This is a genomic window from Streptomyces sp. SLBN-8D4, assembly GCF_049739545.1.
GTDB lineage: Bacteria > Actinomycetota > Actinomycetes > Streptomycetales > Streptomycetaceae > Streptomyces > Streptomyces canus_C.
Genome location: NZ_JBMGQC010000001.1, coordinates 6,134,046 through 6,154,824, shown reverse-complemented (window position 1 = coordinate 6,154,824; position 20,779 = coordinate 6,134,046). Strand labels below are relative to the sequence as shown.

The window sequence follows — 20,779 nt, the reverse complement described above, 5'->3', positions numbered from 1 at the left end:
CTGACCACACCCTCTCCTCCGTACTGCGGCCGGCAGCATGCCGTCATCGGCGCGCCCCCCTCCAACTGCGCCGATGGCGGCCCCTCCCTGGTTACTGTGCGCTCCCTTGACTGGCAGAAACTTCCCGGATATTGGTGACCCCACGGAAGTTTCCTTCAGCGGATCACCTCCGGAAGGAGCGCACGTGCCCTCCAGACGTACCGTCCTCGCCGCCACGGCAGGCGTCGCCGCCTCACTCGCCCTCAGCGGGACCGCACACGCGAACGACCACAAGCTCCGCTCCCTCATCTCCCGTATGACGCTTGAGGAGAAGGTCGGCCAGCTCTTCGTGATGCGGGTCTACGGCCACTCCGCCACCGCCCCGGACCAGGCCGACATCGACGCCAACCTCAAGGAGATCGGCGTCCGCACGGCAGCCGAGATGATCTCCAGGTACCGGGTGGGCGGGATCATCTACTTCACCTGGGCGCACAACACCCGTGATCCGCACCAGATCGCCGACCTCTCCAACGGCATCCAGCAGGCGTCACTGCACCAGCCGCGCGGCCTGCCGGTCCTGATCTCCACCGACCAGGAGCACGGGATCGTCTGCCGCGTCGGCGAGCCCGCCACCCTCTTCCCGGGTGCCATGGCCGTCGGCGCCGACGGCTCGCGGAAGGACGCCCGCACCCTCGGCCGTATCGCCGGGCAGGAACTCGGGGCGATCGGCATCCGGCAGAACTACTCCCCCGTCGCCGATGTCAACGTCAACCCGGCCAACCCGGTCATCGGCGTCCGTTCCCTCGGCTCCGACCCTCAAGAGGTCGCCGGGCTCGTGGCGGCCGAGGTCGCCGGCTACCAGGGCGCCGGGGTCGCCGCGACCGCCAAGCACTTCCCGGGACACGGGGACACCGCGGTCGACAGCCACTACGGCTTCCCGGTCATCACCCACAGCCGGGAGGTGTGGGAGAAGCTGGACGCCGTCCCGTTCCGGGCCGCGATCCGCGCCGGCATCGACTCGATCATGACCGCGCACATCCAGTTCCCGGCCCTCGACGAGTCGGGCGACCCGGCCACGCTCTCCCACCCGATCCTCACCGGCATCCTGCGCGGCGAACTCGGCTACGACGGGGTCGTGGTCACGGACTCCCTCGGCATGGAGGGGGTCCGCACGAAGTACGGTGACGACCGCGTCCCCGTCCTCGCCCTCAAGGCCGGTGTCGACCAGCTCCTCAACCCGCCCTCCCTGGACGTGGCGTGGAACGCCGTCCTGAAGGCCGTACAGGACGGAGAGCTCACCGAGGCGCGGCTGGACGAGTCGGTCCTGCGGATCCTGCGGCTCAAGGCCCGGCTGCGGCTCTTCGAGGAGCCCTACGTCAGCCACGGCGGCGTCACCCGGACCGTCGGCACCCCGGCCCACCTCGCCGCCGCCGACCGGATCGCCGAGCGCACGACGACCTTGCTGGTCAACGAGCGGCGGCTGCTGCCCCTGTCCCGCCACACCCACCCCACGCTGCTCGTCGTGGGCGCCGACCCCGCCTCCCCGTCCGGTACGACGGGCCCGCCCACCGGGGTCCTCGCCGCCGCCCTCACCGAGCTGGGCTTCACGGCCACCGCCCTGTCGACCGGTACGGCCCCCTCGGCGGCCGTCGTCGCCCAGGCCGTCGCGGCCGCGCGGCAGGCGGACGCGGTGGTCGTGGGGACGTACAACATCACCGCGGCCCAGAAGACGCTCGTCGAGCAGCTCCTGGCGACCGGGAGGCCGGTGGTGGCCGTCGCGATCCGCAATCCCTACGACGTGGCCCAACTGCCCGCGGTCCCGGCGTACTTGGCGACTTACTCCTGGACCGACGTCGAACTGCGGGCGGCGGCACGGGTGATCGCCGGCCGGGCGGCACCGCACGGGAGGCTGCCGGTGCCGGTGCAGCGGGCGGATGACCCCGCGAAGGTGCTGTACCCGGTCGGGTACGGGCTGTCGTACCGCCGATAGCGCGCGGGACGTAGTTCCCGTACGACTCACAACTCGTACATCACCCCCGAAAGGCGCAAAGGACCCCACATGTCTGGCGTGGCCCCGCCGCGGCGGTCACGCTGGACGCGGGGGCAGCTCGGGGGGATGACGATGCGCGACAGGTTTTCCACGGGGGTGGTGTGTGTACTGCCGGTGCTGCTGGCCGCCCTGCTGACGGGGTGTACCCAGTCGGCGGCCGGTGGGGAGAACGACAAGGGGCCCGCCGCCACGGCCGCCGTCTCGCCGTCCGCGGCCCGGGCCTCCGATTTCGGCGCGGTGTTCCTCGGGGTCGACGAGTGCAGCTCCTTCGGCAAGACCAGCTTCACCGAGGTGCCCTGCTCCGGCGAGCGCGCGGCGGCACGGGTCGTGGCCCGGCACGACGGCACCCCGGCCGACGGCCCGCCCTGCCCGGCCACCACCGACTTCGTGCTGCACATCAGTGAGCAGAGCCAGATCTCCGACGAGGACGGCGACGGGGCGGTGCCGCAGGGCTACGCCTGCATGCGCAACCTCCAGCCGCCGCATCCCGGCGACCCCGGCGGCGGGGGCGGCCCGCGCACCATTGTCGGCGACTGCGTGTACGGCTCGGGAAGCGGGCAGGTCAGGGAGACCGCGTGCGACGGCGGGGGCGCGAGGAAACCGCAGTACAAGGTGGTGAAGGCGGTCGCCGCGCGCAGCAGGTGCCCGCTGTCGACGGCCCTGTACGTCCAGCTCGGCGGCCCCCAGCCGGTGGGCTGCGCCCGGCCGTTGTGAGCCCGGCCGGGCGCGCCGCGCAGACTACGGACGCAGGGTGGGCTCGCGCTCCACGTCCCGTACGTCCAGCTTCGTGTCGAACTTCGCGAGCGGCTTCGCCGCGGTGACGGCCGGCGCCGGGACGCCCGCCCAGGCGAGGATCCTGGCCGTCGCGAACGCCTTCTGGTCGGCGACCAGACCGGCGACGTTCGCCCCGTGGTTCATGCCGGGCGCGGTGAACACGTACGCGTCCTTCGCCCCCTTGTCGACGCGGAACCGCTCCGCGCCCCACGGGTCGTTCTGGCCGTAGACATACAGCATGTGACGGGCGTTGTTGCGCACCCAGGTGTCCACGTCCCGCATCGCGTACGGCTGGAACTTCGTCGGGATGCTGCGCGGGACGAAGTTGCGCGGCGGCTGGTAGCCGTACCGGATGTACTTCTTCTCGATGTGCGGGAACTTGATCGTCGGAGCGCCGAGCTGGGTCGCCGCCTGGTAGTAGTACGGCGTGTACGTCTCCAGTCCCTGGTCGGCGTAGACGGAGAAGCCGGAGATCGTGTCGACGGAGTTCCAGATCTGGTCGTCGGTCGCGGTCTTCGCGTTCGCCGGGATCAGCTCGTCGTCACCGCAGTTGGCCAGCAGGTTGTACTGCCAGAAGCCCCAGACGTAGTCGAGGACGACGGCCTCGTAGGCCTTGTCGAGGCTGCCGACGGTGGTGAAGGTGAGGCCCTCCGCCGCCGCGTAGTCGGCGTACTTCTTCTCCAGCGGCTCGCGCCGCACCAAGGCCTCGCGCTGCACCGCGTTCAGCCGGTCGCGGCACTCCTTGGTGCCGACCTTCTCGAAGAAGCGGTCGTAGGCCGAGTCCTCGTTGTTCACCACGTCGTTGGGGGCGACGTAGGCGACGACGCCGTCCATGTCCCGCGGGTAGAAGCGCTCGAAGTAGGTGGCGGTCATGCCGCCCTTGGAGCCGCCCGTGGAGAGCCAGTTCTTGGTGTAGATCTTCTTCAGCGCCTTGAAGATGCGGTGCTGGTCACTGGCGGCCTGCCAGATGTCCAGCTTGGTCCAGTCGGCCGGGTCGGGCCGGGAGGGCGTGAAGAAGCGGTACTCCATGGAGACCTGGTTGCCGTCCACGATCTGGGTCGGCTCACTGCGCCGAGGCGTGGTGGAGACGTTGTAGCCACCGGTGTAGAAGACCGTCGGCCGGCTCACGTCCTTGTGCAGCACGGTGATCCGCTGCTGGAACGTGCCCTTGGACGGGTGCCGGTGGTCGACCGGCTGGGTGTAGTTGAGCACGAAGAAGCGGTAACCGGTGTACGGCTTCTCCTCGATCAGGCTCATCCCCGGGACGGCGAGGAGCTGATCCTTGATGTCGGTGGTGGCACCGGTGCCGTGGGCCTCCGGCTCGGCGGCGGTGGCCGCCCCCGCCGTGCCGACCGTGCCGATGAGCACGACCAGCGTGAGAAGCCATCTGAGCGCCTTGCGCATGCACCCTCCCCTGTGAGTACAGATGTGCGCCGGACGCTAGCGGCGCAAGTGCGGTCCGCACCAGGGGAGATGGCGCCTCGATGGGGAAAACCCTGTGAGAGATCTGTGCGTCAGAGCCGGATCCAGCCGTCCGAGTCGTACCTGCCGCGGCCGACCGCGCCCTTCAACCACACCTTGCGCTGCCCGGCGTGGACGGTGACGGGTCCGGCGCGGTACTTGTAGGTGCCGGAGTCCTCGACCGGCCGCAACCCGTACGCGCGCAGGCTCACCATCATGTGCTGGCGGGCCCCGGCCCGCCGGGGAAGCGTGATCGCGCACACGTAACCGCGCCGCTTGTAGACCTCCACCGTGCCGGTGGAGAACGGGAATGATCTGACCTTGCGCCCCTCGCACGACGTGGCCGCGGCGTGCGCCTGCCCCGGCACGGCGACCCCGAGCATCCCGGCCGCCACCGTCACGGCCAGCCCTGTCGCGAGCCGCCGTATCGCTCCACTCTTCACTGCCGTCCCTCCCGCAGCTCTCTGGGCGTACAGGTGTACGGACGCACAACATATGTCGGACGGTTGCACGACCGTCAGCGAGACACCTCGACCGGCTCCCCTACGAACGTCCGCCACAGCTCGGCGTACCGCCCCTCCAGCGCGAGCAGTTCGTCGTGGGTGCCGTCCTCGACCACGCGGCCATGGTCCATGACCACGACCCGGTCGGCGCGGGCCGCCGTGGTGAGGCGGTGGGCCACGACGAGGGTGGTACGGCGGCCGGCGAGGCGGTCGGTGGCCTGGTTGACCTGGGCCTCGGTGGCGAGGTCCAGGGCCGCCGTGGCCTCGTCCAGGAGCAGGATGTCCGGGTCGACCAGATCGGCGCGGGCCAGCGCGATCAGCTGGCGCTGGCCGGCCGAGAGATTGCGGCCGCGTTCGGCTACCTCGTGGAGGTAGCCGCCCTCCAGCGTGGCGATCATCTCGTGGGCGCCGACCGCGCGGGCCGCCGCCTCGACCTCGGCGTCGGTGGCGTCCGGGCGGCCGTAGGCGATGGCGTCACGGACCGTGCCCTGGAACAGGTACGCCTCCTGGGGGACCACGCCGAGACGGTGGCGGTAGGAGGTCAGGTCCAGGGAGCGCAGGTCGGTGCCGTCGACCGTGACCCGGCCGCCCGTCGGGTCGTAGAACCGGGCCACCAGCTTGACCAGGGTGGACTTGCCCGCGCCCGTCTCGCCGACGAAGGCGACCGTCTGGCCGGCGGGGATCTTCAAGTCGATCCCGCCGAGGGCCTCCTCGTCGTCCCCGTACGCGAAGCGCACGTCCTCGAAGGCGACTTCGCCGCGCAGCGAGAGGACTTCCAGGGGCTCCTCGGCCGCCTTCGTGGACGTCGGCTCCTGGAGCAGTTCCTGGATGCGGCCCAGGGAGACGGTCGCCTGCTGGTAGCCGTCGAAGACCTGGGAGAGCTGCTGGACCGGGGCGAAGAACAGGTCGATGTAGAGGAGGTAGGCGACCAGGGCGCCGGTCGTCAGGGTCGCCGCGTCCACCCGCCCCGCGCCCGAGATCAGCACGGCCGCGGCGGCCACCGAGGACAGCAGCTGGACGAAGGGGAAGTAGACCGAGATCAGCCACTGCCCCCGGATACGGGCCTGACGGTAGCTGTCACTGCGTTCCGCGAACCGCGCCCTGCCGTCCCGCTCCCGGCGGAACGCCTGCACGATCCGCAGCCCCGACACCGATTCCTGGAGGTCGGCGTTGACCACCGAGACGCGCTCACGGGCGAGTTCGTACGCCTTCACGCTCGCCTTGCGGAAGAAGTACGTGGCGACGATCAGCGGCGGCAGCGTCGCGAAGACGACCAGCGCCAGCTGTACGTCGAGCACCAGCAGGGCGACCATGATGCCGAAGAAGGTGACGACCGAGACGAACGCGGTGACCAGGCCGGTCTGCAGGAAGGTCGAGAGGGCGTCGACGTCCGTCGTCATCCTCGTCATGATCCGGCCGGTCAACTCCCGCTCGTAGTAGTCGAGTCCGAGCCGCTGCAGCTGGGCGAAGATCTTCAGGCGGAGGGAGTAGAGGACCCGTTCGCCGGTGCGGCCGGTCATCCGGGTCTCGCCGATCTGGGCCGCCCACTGGACGAGCACCGAGAGCAGGGCGAGCAGGGTCGCCGTCCAGACCGCCCCGACGGCCATCCGCGAGACACCGTCGTCGATGCCGTGCCGGATCATCACGGGGAGGAGCAGGCCCATGCCGGCGTCCACGGCGACCAGGCCCAGGCTGATCAGCAGCGGGCGGCCGAAGCCCCGCAGCAGCCGCCGCAGGCCGTAGGACTCCTCGGGCGTGACCGCGCGGGCCTCGTCGATGTCGGGGATGTCCGTCGCCGGGGGCAACGCGTCGACCTCGGCGAGGAGTTCGGGGGTGGCCGGAGTGCCGGCCAGGGCCAGATCCTTGCGCTCACGGTCGCCGGTCCACAGGCGGGGGGTGACCCCGCGCTCGGCGTCGAACTCGGCGTCCAGTTCGTCGCGTACGGAGGTGTCCTCCTGCACGGCGACCGGCTGGGCGTGGCCCGGGGAGACGCCGCCGAGGCCGTCGGGGTCGGTGAGCAGGCGGCGGTAGAGCGCGGAGCGCTTCTCCAGCTCCTCGTGGGTGCCCACGTCGGCGAGGCGGCCGTTCTCCAGGACGGCGATGCGGTCGGCGAGGTTCAGGGTGGACCGGCGGTGGGCGATCAGGAGGGTCGTGCGGCCCTCCATGACCTGCTTGAGGGCCTCGTGGATCTCGTGCTCGACCTGGGCGTCCACGGCGGAGGTGGCGTCGTCGAGGACGAGCAGGCGGGGGTCGGTGAGGATCGCCCGGGCGAGCGCGACGCGCTGGCGCTGGCCGCCGGAGAGGGTGAGGCCGTGCTCGCCGACCGTGGTGTCGTAGCCGTCGGGGAGTTCGGCGATGAAACGATCCGCCTGAGCGGCGCGGGCGGCCTTCACGACCTCTTCGAGCGTGGCGTCGGGCCGGCCGTAGGCGATGTTGTTGCGGACCGTGTCCGAGAACAGGAAGGAGTCCTCGGGGACCAGGCCGATCGCGGACCGCAGGGAGTCCAGGGTGAGCTCGCGGACGTCGTGCCCGCCGATGAGGACGGCGCCGTGGGTGACGTCGTAGAAGCGCGGCAGGAGCAGGGAGACCGTGGACTTGCCCGAGCCGGAGGAGCCGACGACCGCGAGGGTCTCGCCGGGGCGGATCTCGAAGGAGAGGCCGTCGAGGACCTTGCGGCCGTCCTCGTAGCCGAAGGAGACGTCGTCGAACTCGACGGTGGCCGGAGCGTCGGCGGGGAGCTCCTTGGCACCGTCCTTCAGGTACGGCTCGGTGTCGATCAGCTCCAGGACGCGCTCGGTGCCGGCGCGGGCCTGCTGGCCGACCGTGAGGACCATCGCGAGCATGCGGACCGGGCCGACGAGCTGCGCGAGGTAGGTGGAGAAGGCCACGAAGGTGCCTAGCGTGATGTGGCCGCGGACCGCGAGCCAGCCGCCGAGCGCGAGCATCGCGACCTGGCCGAGGGCGGGGACGGCCTGGAGCGCCGGGGTGTACTTCGAGTTGAAGCGGATCGTGCGCAGGCGGCCCGCGTACAGGCGGCGGCCGACCTCCCGGAGCTTCCCGGTCTCCTGGTCCTCCTGGCCGAAGCCCTTCACCACGCGTACGCCGCTGACCGCGCCGTCGACCACGCCCGCGACGGCGGCGGCCTGGGCCTGGGCGTACCAGGTGGCGGGGTGCAGCTTGGAGCGGGAGCGCTTGGCGATCCACCACAGGGCCGGGGCGACCGCGAGGGCGACCAGGGTGAGCGGGATCGACAGCCAGGCCATCACGACCAGGGAGATCAGGAAGAGGGCGAAGTTGCCGATCGTCATGGGGAGCATGAAGAGCAGGCCCTGGATCAGCTGGAGGTCGCTGGTCGCCCGGCCGACGACCTGGCCGGTGGACAGCTCGTCCTGGCGCCGGCCGTCGAGGCGGGTGATCGTGCCGAACATCTCCGTGCGCAGGTCGTGCTGGACGTCGAGGGCGAGGCGGCCGCCGTAGTAGCGGCGGACGTAGGTGAAGGCGTAGACGAGGACGGCGGCCACGACGAGGGCGGCCGCCCAGGGGGCCATGTCCCTGGTGTGGGCGCCGATGACGTCGTCGATGATCACCTTGGTGATCAGGGGGACGATCGCCATGACGGCCATGCCGCCGAGGGAGGAGCCCAGGGCCAGGACGACGTCCTTGGGGTAGCGCCAGGCGTACCCGGCCAGTCGTCGTGCCCATCCCCGTTGCGGTGTCACGCGGGTGCCCTCCGGTTCGTCCATCGTCCTGATCTACCGCAAGGCACCAACGCGGAAGGAAGCGGATTTCATCCCTCCGCAACATTTTCGAGGGTCAGACGCGCACCCTCAGGTAGTAGAACCGGGTCGTCTGCACCGCGTTCTGGTTGTCGTCGCTCACCAGGAGGACCTGCAGGCGGCCTTTCTCGTGGCCCGTGATCGCCATGCCCTCGATGTTGTCGAGGAGGGGGTTCGGCTGGGGCTGCTTGGCCGTGGCGCCCAGGGTGGGGCAGCTCGCGATGTCCGTGAGCAGGGTCTTCCCGATCAGCCGTACACCGGACTGGCCCGTCAGGTTCTCGATGCCGCTCGTGTCCGTCGCGTGGCGGGGATCGGCCATATAGAGGCGGACCGTGTTGCCCACGCCGGAGGTGAAGCCGCGTTCCAGGACGAGGAGGCGGCCGTCGGGCAGGGCCTGGACCTCGGGGACGCCGAGGAAGGCGGCGTCGGTGCGGTAGGCGTACTGGGCCGTGGGCTTGAAGTGGTTGTTCTTGGTCCGGGTCCAGGTCTGGAAGCGGACGGTTCCGGCCGTGTCGCCGGAGAGCGCGTACTCCATGGAGGCGAGCAGGGTGCGGCCGCCGTTCATGAGGGTCAGGCCCTCGAAGGTCTGGTTCGCGGTGGCGCGGCCCGCCGGGGCGACCTGGAGGGCGGCCGGGACGGGGAGGCGGTCGAGGATCTCGCCGTCCTTCGCGTAACGGCGGATCGACGGCTCGGTCTCGGAGGTGATCAGCCGGGTGCCGTCCCGGTCGATGACCAGCCCCTCGGAGTCCAGCGCGGCGCCGTTCTCGTCGGCGAGCGGGACGACCGACTCCGGCGCGAGGGTCCTCGCGTCCAGGTCGAAGAGGGCGGAACGGTCCGAGAGGGCGGCGAGCGAGCCGTCCCGGTCCACGGCGAGCGCGGAGAGGTTGCCGACGAAGGTGCCGTCGTACGTCGTCTTGTCGAGCGCGTCGGAGAAGCGGTCGAGGGAGACGGACGGGGAGCATGCGTGGCGCACCGGGGCCGAGGCGACGGCGGGCCCCGCCGCTGTCAGGCAGGTCGCCGCCGCCAGGGCTGCGGTGGTGGTCGCGAGTACGGTTCTCAGCTGCATGCGCGTCACCGTAGGGCGGGCCGGTGACGTCCGGGAGTCCGCGCCATGAAGCGCCGGCGGGCAGTCGCTTTTCGCGGCCGAAGCGGTCGCCGCCGCACAGACGACGGGCAAGGTGGCGAACGGTCCGTCGTGACGCAGGCGACCGCACCTCCCCAAGGGGCGCGAGGCTGTATCGATGTGCGGCTCCGCCGCGGGAGCGCGACCAGCCACCACGCACCCGCAGCCGCCCGACGACCCGCCCCGGCACCCCTGTAGGCGCCCCGCCCAAGCCCAGCGCAGCGGTTCAGCTCGCCGCGAGGTCCCGGTGGATGACCTTGGAGACGCCCTGGATCGTGGTGATGCCGTAGTTCATGGTGCTGTTGCCGTGTGTGAGCACCGTGATCATGTAGTCATGGCCGCCGCCCGTGAAGGTGCCGACGCTGTGCACCCGCCAGCCGTGGGTGGAGCGCTGGAGCCAGCCGTTCTTGACGTGCCAGGCGATGCCCGACCCGGCGCCGTACGGCGTGCCCCAGCGCTGCGACGAGATGACCTGGCCCATCAACTTCAGTATGTAGGCACGCGAGTTGTCGCTCAGGACCGTGTTCTTCGCGGTGACCAGCTTGAGCAGCTTCTGCTCGTCGGTGACGGTGATCTGGGTCAGGCCCCAGTAGTTGTTCGCTCCCGGCTTGGTCTGGGTCATGCCGGCCGCGGTGAGGAAGCCCTTGATCTTGGTCAGGCCGAGCTGCCGCCACAGCTTGCTGGTCGCGTCGTTGTCCGATTTGGTGATCATGGCTTTGGCGAGGGTGTTCTCGGTGTCGGTCAGATACCTGTTGTGCTTCTTCGCGTCCCACAGCAGCGTGGCGAGGACGGTCACCTTGACCACGCTCGCGGAGTCGTAGGCGGTGGAGGAGCGCAGAGTGCAGGTGGTCTTGGTCGTACGGTCGTAGAGGCCCACGGCGACGGTGCCGGAGCGGTTGGCGAGGGCGGACGTGATGTCCCGCTTGAGTTTGTCGGCGAGGCCCGCCTTGGCGGACGTGCAGCTGACGGCCGGTGCGGTCGCGGCGGCGGCCGGAGCGGCGGCGGCGACGCACGCGGCCAGCGCGCCCGTCGCGATCCATTTCGTGTATCTCGATATCCCCCGTGTCATGCCCTGTTGACTCTCGGGTGCGGGGGAATGGTTGTACGCATGGGGAATGGTTGTGCGAGTCGTTACCTGGCGCGTGGCAATTTCACAGGATGGCGCCAGGTACGTCACAGCCCTCACCCAAGCCGCCTCTGCACGATGCCCGGGTGACATCTGCCACCGATCCCCACCCCCACACCGAGACGGTGTCCGCCGACTGGCCGCCCCCGGCCCCGCCCACCGCGCCCCCGGACAGGGCCCCGCGCTGGTCGCTGCCCGTACTGCTCGCGATCCTGGTCCTGGCCGGGGTCCTGTACGGCTGGAACCTGAGCGGAAACGGCCTCAACAGCTTCTACAGCGCAGCCGTCTACAGCGGTACGCAAAGCTGGAAGGCCTGGTTCTTCGGGTCACTCGACGCGGGGAACTTCCTCACTGTCGACAAGCCGCCGTTCGCCCTGATGGTCATGGGGCTGTCCTGCCGCGTCTTCGGCTTCGGCACCTGGCAGATGATGCTGCCCGAGATCGCGGCCGCCCTCGGCACGATCTGGATCCTGCACACCTCCGTGAAGCGGGTGTTCGGGCACGCGGCGGCCGCGATCGCCGCGCTCGTCCTCGCGCTGACCCCGATCACCGTCGCGATCAACCGGGACAACAACCCCGACACGATCCTGGTGCTGCTCATGGTGGGCGGCGCGGCCCTCGCGCTGCGCGCGGTGCGCACCGACAGGCTGCTGCCGCTGATCGGCTCCGCGGTCCTGTTCGGGCTCGCCTTCAACACCAAGATGCTCCAGGGCTACATCGCCCTGCCGGCCGTCTTCGCCGTGTACGTGTACGCCTCGAAGCTCGGCTGGAAGAAGAAGGCCGCCAACCTGGGCCTCGCGGCTGTGGCGTTGGCGGTCTCCAGCTTCTGGTGGGCGACGGCGGTCTCCCTCGTCCCGGCCGACGACCGGCCCTACATCGGCGGTTCGACCGACGGCTCCGCCTGGAACCTGATCATGGGCTACAACGGCCTGGGCCGGGTCCTCGGCGGCGAGGGCAACGGCGGGGGCGGCGGGGGCGGAGGCGGAGGCGGAGGCACCTTCGCCGGCACCGCGGGCATCGGCCGGATGTTCAACGAGGTTCTCGGCGGCCAGATCTCCTGGCTGATCCCCTTCGCCTTCCTGGCGCTCGTCGCCGGCCTGCTGCTGTGCGGCCGCGCCCCGCGCACCGACCTCACCCGGGCCGCGCTCGTCCTGTGGGGCGGCTGGCTGGTGCTGCACTACCTGACCTTCGCGATGGCCGAGGGCACCATGCACCCGTACTACACGACCGCGCTCGCCCCCGGCATCGCGGCACTGACCGGCGCGGGCGGCGTCTTGCTGTGGCGCGCCTTCCGCAGCGGTGACGTCCGCTGGTCCTGGGTGCTGCCGGCCGGGCTCGCGGTCACCGGCATCTGGGCGATCGTGCTGCTGCGGCGGGCCACCGGCTGGAACACCTGGCTGTGGCCGGTCGTCGGCGTGGTCATGGTCCTCGCGATCGTGGGCCTGTTCGTCTTCCGTACGGCGGCCTCGGGGACGAAGTTCCGGCTGCTCGGGGTGTCGGTCGCCGCGGCGATCGTGGCGGCCCTCGCGGGCCCGACGGCGTACGCCGCCTCACCGGCCTTCTCCGCCACCACCGGCGGCATGGGCGGCACCAACCCGACGGCGGGTCCGTCGACCGGGGGCGGGATGGGCGGTCCCGGGGGCGGGGGTGGCGGCCGGGGCGGCTTCGGCGGCAACGGCGGTGGCCCCGGCGGACAGCAGGACGGCACCCAAGGCGGCCAGGCGGGCGGAGAACTCCCCGGCGACGGCAGCGGCAGCGGCAGCGGCAGCGGCAGCGGCAGCGGCAGCGGCAGCGGCCAGATGCAACCCGGCGGCGGCAACGGTGAACTCCCGCAGGGCGGCGCGCCCGGCGGCATGAACGGGGAGTTCCCGGGCGGCGGCACAGCTCCCGGCGACACGGGGACCGGCACCGGCACCGCGAGGGGCGGCCCCGGCGGTGGCGGCGGCATGGGCGGCAGCGTCGACAGCGCGCTGGTCTCGTACCTGGAGAAGCACCAGGACGGCGCCAAGTGGCTGCTCGCCGTGTCCAATTCGCAGAGCGCCGGCCAGCTGATCCTCAGCACCCACAAGCCCGTCATCTCCATGTGGGGCTTCACCGGCACCGACCAGGCGATGACCCTGACCCGGCTCAAGGAGCTGGTGAAGAAGGGCGAGTTGCACTACATCCAGCTCGGCGGCGGTGGCATGGGCGGCAACAGCAGCCTCAACCAGGAGATCACCAGCTGGGTGCAGAAGAACGGCACGGCGGTGAAGGCGAGCGACTACAGCACGGGCAGCTCTTCTTCGCAGAGCACCCAGTCGCAGAGCACCCAGTCGAACAGCACCTCGACGATCTACCGGCTGGACCCCTCCGACGTCGGCTGACGATCACCCAGCGGCCCCCGACCCCACGGCCGGGGGCCGCTTTCGCGTGTCAACTCGCGTAGACACGGCCTGATTTGCCGTTTCAGGTCACCCAATGGACACGCGCCATCCATTTACACGGCCGCATGTCCATGTCACTCTCCCAACTGCCGCCTCCATTCAACCCGCGTAGATGGGACCCCCTTTATGCTGGCGACACGCAACCGCAGTTGGAAGTCCGTGGCGCTCACCACCGCCGCCGTGCTGGCCGGGCTCGCCGCCCCGGTCGTGACCACGACCCCGGCCGCCGCCACGACGACCGCGTACGACACGACGTACTACAAGAACGCGGTCGGCAAGACGGGCACGAGCCTGAAGTCCTCCCTGCACACGATCATCAGCGCCAACGTCTCGAAGATCTCGTACTCCGCGGTCTGGGACGCGCTCAAGGTGACCGACCAGGACCCGAACAACAGCAGCAACGTGATCCTGCTGTACAGCGGTGTCTCCCGAGCCAAGTCCCTCAACGGCGGTGACGTCGGCGACTGGAACCGTGAGCACGTGTGGGCCAAGTCCCACGGCGACTTCGGCGAGGTGACCGGGCCCGGCACCGACCTGCACCACCTGCGCCCCGCAGACGTCCAGGTCAACAGCATCCGCGGCAACCTTGACTTCGACAACGGCGGCAGCACCGTCACCAACGGCGGCGGCAGCACCGTCGACTCCGACTCCTTCGCGCCGCGCGCCGCGGACCGGGGCGACGTGGCCCGCATGATCCTCTACATGGCCGTGCGCTACGACGGCGGCGACGGCTTCGCCGACCTGGAGCCCAACGAGAAGGTCGGCAACGGCTCCAACCCCTACATGGGCAAGCTCTCCGTCCTCAAGGCGTGGAACGAGGCGGACCCGCCCAGCGCCTTCGAGGAGAAGCGCAACCAGGTCATCTACGACACCTACCAGCACAACCGCAACCCGTTCATCGACCACCCGGAGTGGGTCGAGGCGATCTGGTAGGAGCCACGCGTCCTGCAAGTGCCGTCCTACAGGTGCGTGGGTGCGAACATCCGCAGCACCGCCGGGAGGACCACCACCGAGGGCCCCGGTGTGCCGAGGGCCTTCGACAGGTCGTCCGCGAGGGTCTCCGGGGTCGTACGGACCCCGGGGACGCCGAACGACTCGGCCAGCGCCACATAGTCCGGGCGGGTCAGCTCGGTCGCCGTGGCCTGGCCGAAGGCGTCCGTCATGTACTCGCGCAGGATGCCGTAGCCGCCGTCGTCGACGATCAGCCAGGTGACGTTCAGGTCGTACTGGCGGGCCGTGGCCAACTCGGCGATCGAGTACAACGCCCCTCCGTCACCCGACACCGCCAGCACCGGTCGCGAGGGGTCGGCCACCGCCGCTCCCAGCGCCGCCGGGAAGCCGTAGCCCAGACCGCCGGCGCCCTGGGCGGAGTGGAGCAGGTTGGGGCCCTTGGCGTCGAACGCCGACCAGGCCCAGTACGCCAGGATCGTCATGTCCCAGAAGGACGGGGAGGAGGCGGGGAGCGCCCGGCGCACCGACGCCAGCAGCTCCTGTTCCAGGGTGAGTTCCTGGGCGGCGATGCGGTCCGCGACGCGGGTCAGCACCTCCCGCACCCGCTCCGGCGCCTCCTCGTCCTCCCTCGGTGACACCGTCTCCAGCAGCGCCTGCAACGCCAGTCGCGCGTCCGCGTGGATGCCGAGCGCGGGGTGGTTGGACTCCAGCTTGCCGAGGTCCGCCTCGATCTGGATCACCCGGCCCCGCGGCTTGAACGTGTGGTAGTTCGACGACAGCTCCCCCAGCCCCGAGCCCACCACCAGGAGTACGTCCGCGTCCTCCAGGAAGTCCGTGGTGTGGCGGTCCTCGATCCAGGACTGGAGGGACAGGGGGTGCGTCCAGGGGAAGGCGCCCTTGCCACCGGGGGTCGTGACCACCGGCGCCTGGAGCGTCTCCGCCAGCGGTCGCAGCTTGCCCGAGGCGTCAGAGCGTACGACTCCCCCGCCCGCGATGATCGCGGGGCGTTCGGCGCGGGACAGCAAGTCGGCTGCCACCGCCGTGAGTTCGGGGCGCGGCGGCAGCTCCTCGGGGAAGGCGTCGCCGCCCGTCACCACCGGGATCGACGTCTCGGCGAGCAGCACGTCCTGCGGGATCTCCACCCACACCGGGCCGTGCGGGGCGGTCAGGGCCGACTTCCAGGCCGCCTCGATCGCGGAGGGGATCTGGGACTGGGTGCGGACGGTGTGGGCCGACTTCACCACACCCCTGAACGAGGCCGACTGGTCCGGGAGTTCGTGGAGGTAGCCGTGCCGGCCACCGCCGAGACCGGCGGTCGGGATCTGGCTGCTGATCGCCAGCACGGGGGCGGATGCGGCGGCCGCCTCCTGGAGGGCCGCCAGGGACGTCAGCGCCCCCGGTCCCGTCGACAGCAGCAGCGGGGCCGCCTCCCCCGTGATCCTGCCGTAGGCGTCCGCCGCGAAGCCCGCGTTGTTCTCCACCCGCAGGCCGATGTAGCGGAGGTCGGAGCGCCGTAGCGCGTCGAACATGCCGAGCGCGTGCTGGCCGGGCAGGCCGAAGACGGTCGTCGCGCCGAGCGCGGCCAGCGTCTCCACGACCAGGTCTCCGCCGTTGCGGCCGGGAGGAGGGTTGAGAGCAGCGGAAATCTGCGCCTCCGTCGGACGGAGCACCAGGTCGTGGTCGTGAGTCACTGCGCGCGGGCCTCTGCAATCTGGCGGGACATGATCGTGGTCAGTTCGTAGGCGGTGTGGGAGGCCGCCACCGACGTGATCTCCGCGTGGTCGTACGCGGGGGCCACCTCGACGACGTCCGCCGACACCAGGTTGCACGATGCCAGACCCCGCAGGATCTCCAGCAGCTCGCGGGAGGTCATGCCGCCCGCCTCGGGCGTGCCCGTGCCGGGCGCGTGCGCCGGGTCCAGGCAGTCGATGTCGATGGAGATGTAGAGCGGACGGTCCCCGATGCGCTGGCGGAGCTGGTCGGCGACCTCGTCCACACCGCGCCGCATGACATCCGCCGAGGTGACGATGCCGAAGCCCAGCTTCTCGTCGTCGTCCAGGTCCTGCTTGCCGTACAGCGGCCCGCGGGTGCCCACGTGGGAGAGGGCGGAGGTGTCGAGGATGCCCTCCTCCACCGCCCGCCGGAACGGCGTCCCGTGCGTGTACTCGGCGCCGAAGTAGGTGTCCCAGGTGTCGAGGTGGGCGTCGAAGTGCAGCAGGGCGACCGGGCCGTGCTTCTTCGCGACGGACCTGAGCAGCGGGAGGGCGATGGTGTGGTCGCCGCCCAGGGTCATCAGGCGGGCACCGGTGCCGAGGAGGTCGTCCGCGGCCGCCTCGATCGTCTCGACGGCCTCGTTGATGTTGAACGGGTTCACGGCGATGTCTCCGCCGTCCGCGACCTGCGCCAGCGCGAAGGGGGACGCGTCCTGCGCCGGGTTGTAGGGCCTGAGCAGCCGGGACGCCTCACGGATCGCGTTGCCGCCGAAGCGGGCGCCGGGCCGGTACGAGACACCCGAGTCGAAGGGCACGCCGACCACGGCGACATCGGCCCGCCCGACCTCGTCGAGGCGCGGCAGCCGGGCGAAGGTCGCGGGCCCGGCGTAGCGCGGGATGCGGGAGGAGTCGACGGGGCCGCGGGGGGTCTCGGGGGAGCTCATGGTCGTGTGCCTTCCTTCTGTCTTCTGTTCGCTGCCGTCCGGTCTACCGGGGTGCCGGGACCGGTTCGAGAACCTCGCCGCGCCCGGCGAGGCGGTCGCGCCACGCCTCGAGTACGGCGGTGTCGGTCGCCGGGGTCGCCAGGGATACGGCGACGTAGACGACCAGGGAGGCCAGGAGGCCGTAGTACACGGGCTCGTTGGCGAGGATGCCGTAGCCGGCCATCAGGCCGATGACGGCGAGGCCGCCGACGATCACGGAGGCCAGCGCGCCCTGGGCGGTGCCGCGCTTCCAGAGCAGGCCGCCGAGGATCGGGACGAGGAGACCGCCGACGAGGAGGTTGTAGGCGACGGTGAGGGCCTCGACGACGTTGTTGAGCGCGATCGCCGTACCGATCACGGCCACGCCCATGACGAGGATGAAGGCGCGGTTGCCCCGCACTTCGTCGTGGTCCCCCGACGAGGTCCTCCCCCGCAGCCGGGACCAGATGTCGTTGTTGGCGACGGTCGCGCAGGCGATCAGGGCGCCGGAGGACGTCGACATCACGGCGGCGAGCGCGGCGGCCAGCACCAAGCCCCTCACGCCGACCGGGAGTTCGTCCTTCACGATGGTCGCGAAGGCGTCGTCCGCGTTGGCGAGGTTCGGGTAGAGGACCTTGGCGGCCGTGCCGATGACGGCGCCGGCGAGGGCGTAGGCGAGGCAGTAGGTGCCGGCGACCGTGCCGCCCCACCGGGCGGTGGTGTCGTTGCGGGCGGTGAAGACGCGCTGCCAGATGTCCTGACCGATGAGCATGCCGAAGGTGTAGATCAGGACGTAGGTGAAGATCGTCTCGCCGCCGATGCCCAGCGGGTCGAAGTAGGAGGTGGGGAGCTTGGCCTTCATCTCGCCGAAGCCGCCCGCCTTGACCACGGCGATGGGCAGGAGCAGGAGCAGCACTCCGATGGTCTTCACCACGAACTGCACCATGTCGGTGAGGGTGATGGACCACATGCCGCCGAGGGTGGAGTAGGCGACGACGATCGAGCCGCCGAGGACGATCGCGAGGGTCCGGTTCATGTCGAGGAGGACGTCGAAGATCGTGGCGTAGGCGATGGTCGAGGTGACCCCGAGCATCAGGGTGTACGCCCACATGACCACGCCCGAGATGACCCCGGCCCGGCCGCCGTAGCGCAGGTCCAGCATCTCGGAGACGGTGTAGACCTTGAGGCGGGCGATGCGGGCGGAGAAGAAGACGGACAGAGCCAGCAGGCCGAGGCCGATCGTGAAGACCATCCAGGCGCCGGAGAGGCCGTACCGGTAGCCGAGGCCGACGCCGCCGATGGTGGAGGCGCCGCCGAGAACGATCGCGGCCATGGTCCCGGAGTACATGGCGGGTCCGAGGCGGCGCCCGGCCACCAGGAACTCGCTCTTGGACCTGGCGCGGCGCATGCCCCACCACCCCATGGCGAGCATGCCGACCAGATAGACGACGATCACCGTGTAGTCGACGGCCATGTCGGGGCCCTCCTTCTGCCGGTCTGCACCTTGCGGGCCTGCGGCCTGCCGGTCTGCGTCGACACTAGGTGGCCGGAAAGCGACTGCGAAGTGTACGTTTCATCCATTCACGCGGTACTGGATGGAGGGAACGTCCACCATGCCGGACCCGGCTGTCCCACCCACCCCGCCGGTCCCGCTGGCCGCACTGCTGGCCCGCGAGGATCTCGGGCTGCGGCAGATCGCGGGGCCCTCGGACCCGTCCACGGTGATCCACTGGGCGCACACCTCGGAGATGGCGGACCCGTACCCGTATCTGCTGGGCGGTGAGCTGCTGCTGACGGCGGGGGTGCACATTCCGGAGGCGGCGGGTTCGGGCACCTACTTCGACGACTACGTCTCCCGGGTGGTGGCGGCGGGCGGCGCGGCCCTCGGCTTCGGCCTGGCCCCGGTCCACGACACGGTGCCCCGCGCCCTGGTCGCCGCCTGCGAGGCGTGGGAGCTGCCCCTCCTGGAGGTGCCGCCCAGGACCACCTTCTCCGGGGTGGCCCGCGCGGTGTGGCAGCTGATGGCCCAGGCCCGCCACGCGGAACTGCGCCGCGTGACCGAGGCCCAGCAGAGCCTGGCCGCGGCCGCGTCCCGCCCGGACCCGGTGCCGTCCGTACTGCGTCAGCTGGCGCAGCGGCTGGGGGGACGGGCGGTGCTGTTCGGGCCGGACGGGGCGCAGATCGCGGCGGCGGGGCGAGCCGTGGGGCCGGCCGACCGGGAGGCGTTGACCGGACTCGCGGAGGTGGTACGCCCCTCCGGTCCGGGAACGCCGACCTCCGCCAGCCATGCGACGGCGGGCGTCCATCTCTCCGCCTACTCCCTCGGTGCCGGGCGCGGCTTCGTGCTCGGGGTCGCCACGCCCCACCGCGACGCCGGCGATCACACCATCGCCTCCGTCGCCGCCGTACTGCTGTCGTTGCTCACCGGTGAGCATCAGAGCGGGTCGGAGGCCGCGCGGTCGTCCGCTCTGGTTCGGATGCTGCTGGGGGCGTCGGCCGAGGACGTGGCGCCGCTTCTCGGTGGCGGACGGTGGGTCGTCGTGCACGCCCGGCCCGACACGCCCACCGCCCCCGACCCGGTCGCCGCCTCCGCCCTCGCCGCGGCGCTCGGGTCGCCGCTCATCGACGTGGCGCGGGATGTCGTACGGGTGCTGCTGCCCGCCGAGCCGGAACCGGGCCCGCAGCCGGGGTGGACGCTCGGGGTCAGCGCTGTCGCCGGACCGGCGGAGTGGGCCGTCGCCGACGCCCAGGCGGGGCGTGCGCTGGCCCGCGCCCGAGCCGTCCGCGCCGAACTCGTCCGGTACGGGGCCCGGCCCGCGCTCGCCGACCTGGTGCCGGAGGCCGACGCCGAGGCGCATGCCCGCGCGCTGCTGGCCCGTTTCGAGAACGCCCCCGCCCTCACCGACACCCTCCGCACCTGGCTTTCCCTGCACGGCAGTTGGGACCGTACGGCGGTTGCCCTGGACGTGCACCGCAACACCGTGCGGCAGCGGATCGCGAAGTGCGCGGCGCTGCTGGACCTGGATCTGGACGACCCGGACGTACGGATGGAGCTGTGGTTCGCGCTGCGGCGACCATGATCGCGTGACCCGCGTCCCAGCGTGCGGGATGCGCGGCGGTCTCGTGAAGACGTGCCTCAGAATGGGAGACATGCCGATACCCGGGACACCCAGCCGCGCCGAGCTCGTCGACCACCTTGTGAAGACCCGTATCGCGGGCGAGGTGGCCACCCCGCGGGAGAACAACCTCTCCCACTACCGCCAGCTGGCGAACGGCAACCGCCACTACTGGTTCGGGCTGGAGCTCGGGGACCGCTGGACCGACGAGCAGGACGTGCTCGCGGTGATGGCGGAGCGGGTGGGGGTCAATGACGACCCGGAGTACCGGTACGGGCAGGACACCATCGACCCGGAGCTGACCGTCGCCGGTCTGGAGCGGATGGCGGCCCGGCTGCGCAAGGCGGCCGACGGTCAGCAGCGGGTGCTCTTCGCGACCGGGCACCCCGGTGGGCTCCTCGACGTCCACCACTCCACCGCCGCCGCGCTGCGCAGCGCCGGCTGCGAGATCGCCGTCATCCCGGACGGGCTCCAGACGGACGAGGGGTACGTCATGCAGTTCGCGGACGTGGCGGTCCTGGAGCACGGCGCGACGCTGTGGCACACCCACTCCGGCGATCCGATGAAGGCCATCCTCACGGCCCTGGAGCGCGAGGGCCGCCCGCTGCCGGACCTGGTCGTCGCCGACCACGGCTGGGCGGGGTACGCCGGTCAGCACGGGGTGGACGCGATGGGCTACGCCGACTCCAACGACCCGGCGCTGTTCCTGGCGGAGGCCGAGGGGACGGTCCAGGTGACCGTGCCCCTCGACGACCATGTGGTGAGCCCGCGCTACTACGACCCGATGACGGCGTACCTGCTGAGCGAGGCCGGTCTGGCGTAG

The 20,779-nt window shown here is 71.1% G+C and carries 14 protein-coding genes; 6 read left to right on the top strand and 8 right to left on the bottom strand.

What is annotated here, in order from left to right; all coding sequences use genetic code 11:
* The first annotated feature begins 184 nt into the window (after nt 1–184).
* Nucleotides 185–1,969 (top strand): glycoside hydrolase family 3 protein, encoded by a 1,785-nt coding sequence (locus tag RKD20_RS27995; RefSeq protein ID WP_424880116.1) that lies wholly within the window; start codon nt 185–187, stop codon nt 1,967–1,969.
* Between the two features lie 132 nt (nt 1,970–2,101).
* Nucleotides 2,102–2,743: a hypothetical protein gene (locus RKD20_RS27990; protein WP_424880115.1), complete on the top strand. Its 642-nt coding sequence runs from the start codon at nt 2,102–2,104 to the stop codon at nt 2,741–2,743.
* Between the two features lie 24 nt (nt 2,744–2,767).
* Here RKD20_RS27990 and RKD20_RS27985 read toward each other — a convergent pair whose 3' ends face one another.
* The 5 genes from RKD20_RS27985 to RKD20_RS27965 form a co-directional block, all read right to left on the bottom strand.
* On the bottom strand, nt 2,768–4,207 hold the full coding sequence (locus RKD20_RS27985) for a S28 family serine protease (RefSeq protein WP_424880114.1): 1,440 nt from the start codon (nt 4,205–4,207) through the stop codon (nt 2,768–2,770).
* Nucleotides 4,208–4,317: 110 nt separating this feature from the next.
* Entirely contained in the window at nt 4,318–4,707 is a 390-nt protein-coding gene (locus RKD20_RS27980) for a hypothetical protein (protein WP_424880113.1), read from the bottom strand.
* Between the two features lie 74 nt (nt 4,708–4,781).
* Nucleotides 4,782–8,510: an ABC transporter ATP-binding protein gene (locus RKD20_RS27975; RefSeq protein WP_424880112.1), complete on the bottom strand. Its 3,729-nt coding sequence runs from the start codon at nt 8,508–8,510 to the stop codon at nt 4,782–4,784.
* Between the two features lie 70 nt (nt 8,511–8,580).
* Nucleotides 8,581–9,609: an esterase-like activity of phytase family protein gene (locus tag RKD20_RS27970; RefSeq protein WP_424880111.1), complete on the bottom strand. Its 1,029-nt coding sequence runs from the start codon at nt 9,607–9,609 to the stop codon at nt 8,581–8,583.
* Nucleotides 9,610–9,892: 283 nt separating this feature from the next.
* Nucleotides 9,893–10,735 carry a serine hydrolase gene (locus tag RKD20_RS27965; protein WP_424880110.1) on the bottom strand — a complete coding sequence of 281 codons (843 nt, stop codon included), beginning with the start codon at nt 10,733–10,735 and terminating at the stop codon, nt 9,893–9,895.
* 143 nt (nt 10,736–10,878) lie between these two features.
* On the opposite strand from RKD20_RS27965, the gene RKD20_RS27960 reads away from it, so the two are divergent.
* Nucleotides 10,879–13,155 carry a glycosyltransferase family 39 protein gene (locus RKD20_RS27960; protein ID WP_424880109.1) on the top strand — a complete coding sequence of 759 codons (2,277 nt, stop codon included), beginning with the start codon at nt 10,879–10,881 and terminating at the stop codon, nt 13,153–13,155.
* 186 nt (nt 13,156–13,341) lie between these two features.
* Complete coding sequence (locus RKD20_RS27955; protein WP_359423996.1) at nt 13,342–14,148, top strand: endonuclease I family protein; 807 nt, start codon at nt 13,342–13,344, stop codon at nt 14,146–14,148.
* A gap of 26 nt (nt 14,149–14,174) precedes the next feature.
* Here the strand turns inward: RKD20_RS27955 and RKD20_RS27950 are convergent, their stop codons facing one another.
* The 3 genes from RKD20_RS27950 to RKD20_RS27940 are packed head-to-tail and all read right to left on the bottom strand — an operon-like array spanning nt 14,175 to nt 18,314.
* On the bottom strand, nt 14,175–15,857 hold the full coding sequence (locus RKD20_RS27950) for a thiamine pyrophosphate-binding protein (protein ID WP_424880108.1): 1,683 nt from the start codon (nt 15,855–15,857) through the stop codon (nt 14,175–14,177).
* Nucleotides 15,854–16,822: an agmatinase gene (gene speB / locus RKD20_RS27945; protein WP_007382209.1), complete on the bottom strand. Its 969-nt coding sequence runs from the start codon at nt 16,820–16,822 to the stop codon at nt 15,854–15,856. Before speB ends, RKD20_RS27950 begins: the two co-directional genes overlap by 4 nt.
* Nucleotides 16,823–16,865: 43 nt before the next feature.
* Complete coding sequence (locus RKD20_RS27940) at nt 16,866–18,314, bottom strand: sodium:solute symporter (RefSeq protein ID WP_424880107.1); 1,449 nt, start codon at nt 18,312–18,314, stop codon at nt 16,866–16,868.
* A gap of 139 nt (nt 18,315–18,453) precedes the next feature.
* Here RKD20_RS27940 and RKD20_RS27935 point away from each other — a divergent pair, with 139 nt between their 5' ends.
* The gene (locus RKD20_RS27935; RefSeq protein WP_424880106.1) at nt 18,454–19,920 is read left to right on the top strand and encodes a PucR family transcriptional regulator ligand-binding domain-containing protein; all 1,467 of its coding nucleotides are present in this window, start codon (nt 18,454–18,456) and stop codon (nt 19,918–19,920) included.
* A 70-nt stretch (nt 19,921–19,990) separates the two neighbouring features.
* Nucleotides 19,991–20,779, top strand: a complete 789-nt coding sequence (locus tag RKD20_RS27930) for a phosphatase (protein ID WP_424880105.1) — start codon at nt 19,991–19,993, stop codon at nt 20,777–20,779.

What these genes read in the sequence shown, in the direction of transcription:
- RKD20_RS27970 (WP_424880111.1), bottom strand. Translation starts at nt 9,609, where the DNA reads ATGCAGCTGAGAACCGTACTCGCGACCACCACCGCAGCCCTGGCGGCG.
- RKD20_RS27985 (WP_424880114.1), bottom strand. Translation starts at nt 4,207, where the DNA reads ATGCGCAAGGCGCTCAGATGGCTTCTCACGCTGGTCGTGCTCATCGGC.
- RKD20_RS27965 (WP_424880110.1), bottom strand. Translation starts at nt 10,735, where the DNA reads ATGACACGGGGGATATCGAGATACACGAAATGGATCGCGACGGGCGCG.
- RKD20_RS27940 (WP_424880107.1), bottom strand. Translation starts at nt 18,314, where the DNA reads ATGGCCGTCGACTACACGGTGATCGTCGTCTATCTGGTCGGCATGCTC.
- RKD20_RS27930 (WP_424880105.1), top strand. Translation starts at nt 19,991, where the DNA reads ATGCCGATACCCGGGACACCCAGCCGCGCCGAGCTCGTCGACCACCTT.
- RKD20_RS27990 (WP_424880115.1), top strand. Translation starts at nt 2,102, where the DNA reads ATGCGCGACAGGTTTTCCACGGGGGTGGTGTGTGTACTGCCGGTGCTG.
- speB (WP_007382209.1), bottom strand. Translation starts at nt 16,822, where the DNA reads ATGAGCTCCCCCGAGACCCCCCGCGGCCCCGTCGACTCCTCCCGCATC.
- RKD20_RS27935 (WP_424880106.1), top strand. Translation starts at nt 18,454, where the DNA reads ATGCCGGACCCGGCTGTCCCACCCACCCCGCCGGTCCCGCTGGCCGCA.
- RKD20_RS27955 (WP_359423996.1), top strand. Translation starts at nt 13,342, where the DNA reads ATGCTGGCGACACGCAACCGCAGTTGGAAGTCCGTGGCGCTCACCACC.
- RKD20_RS27975 (WP_424880112.1), bottom strand. Translation starts at nt 8,510, where the DNA reads ATGGACGAACCGGAGGGCACCCGCGTGACACCGCAACGGGGATGGGCA.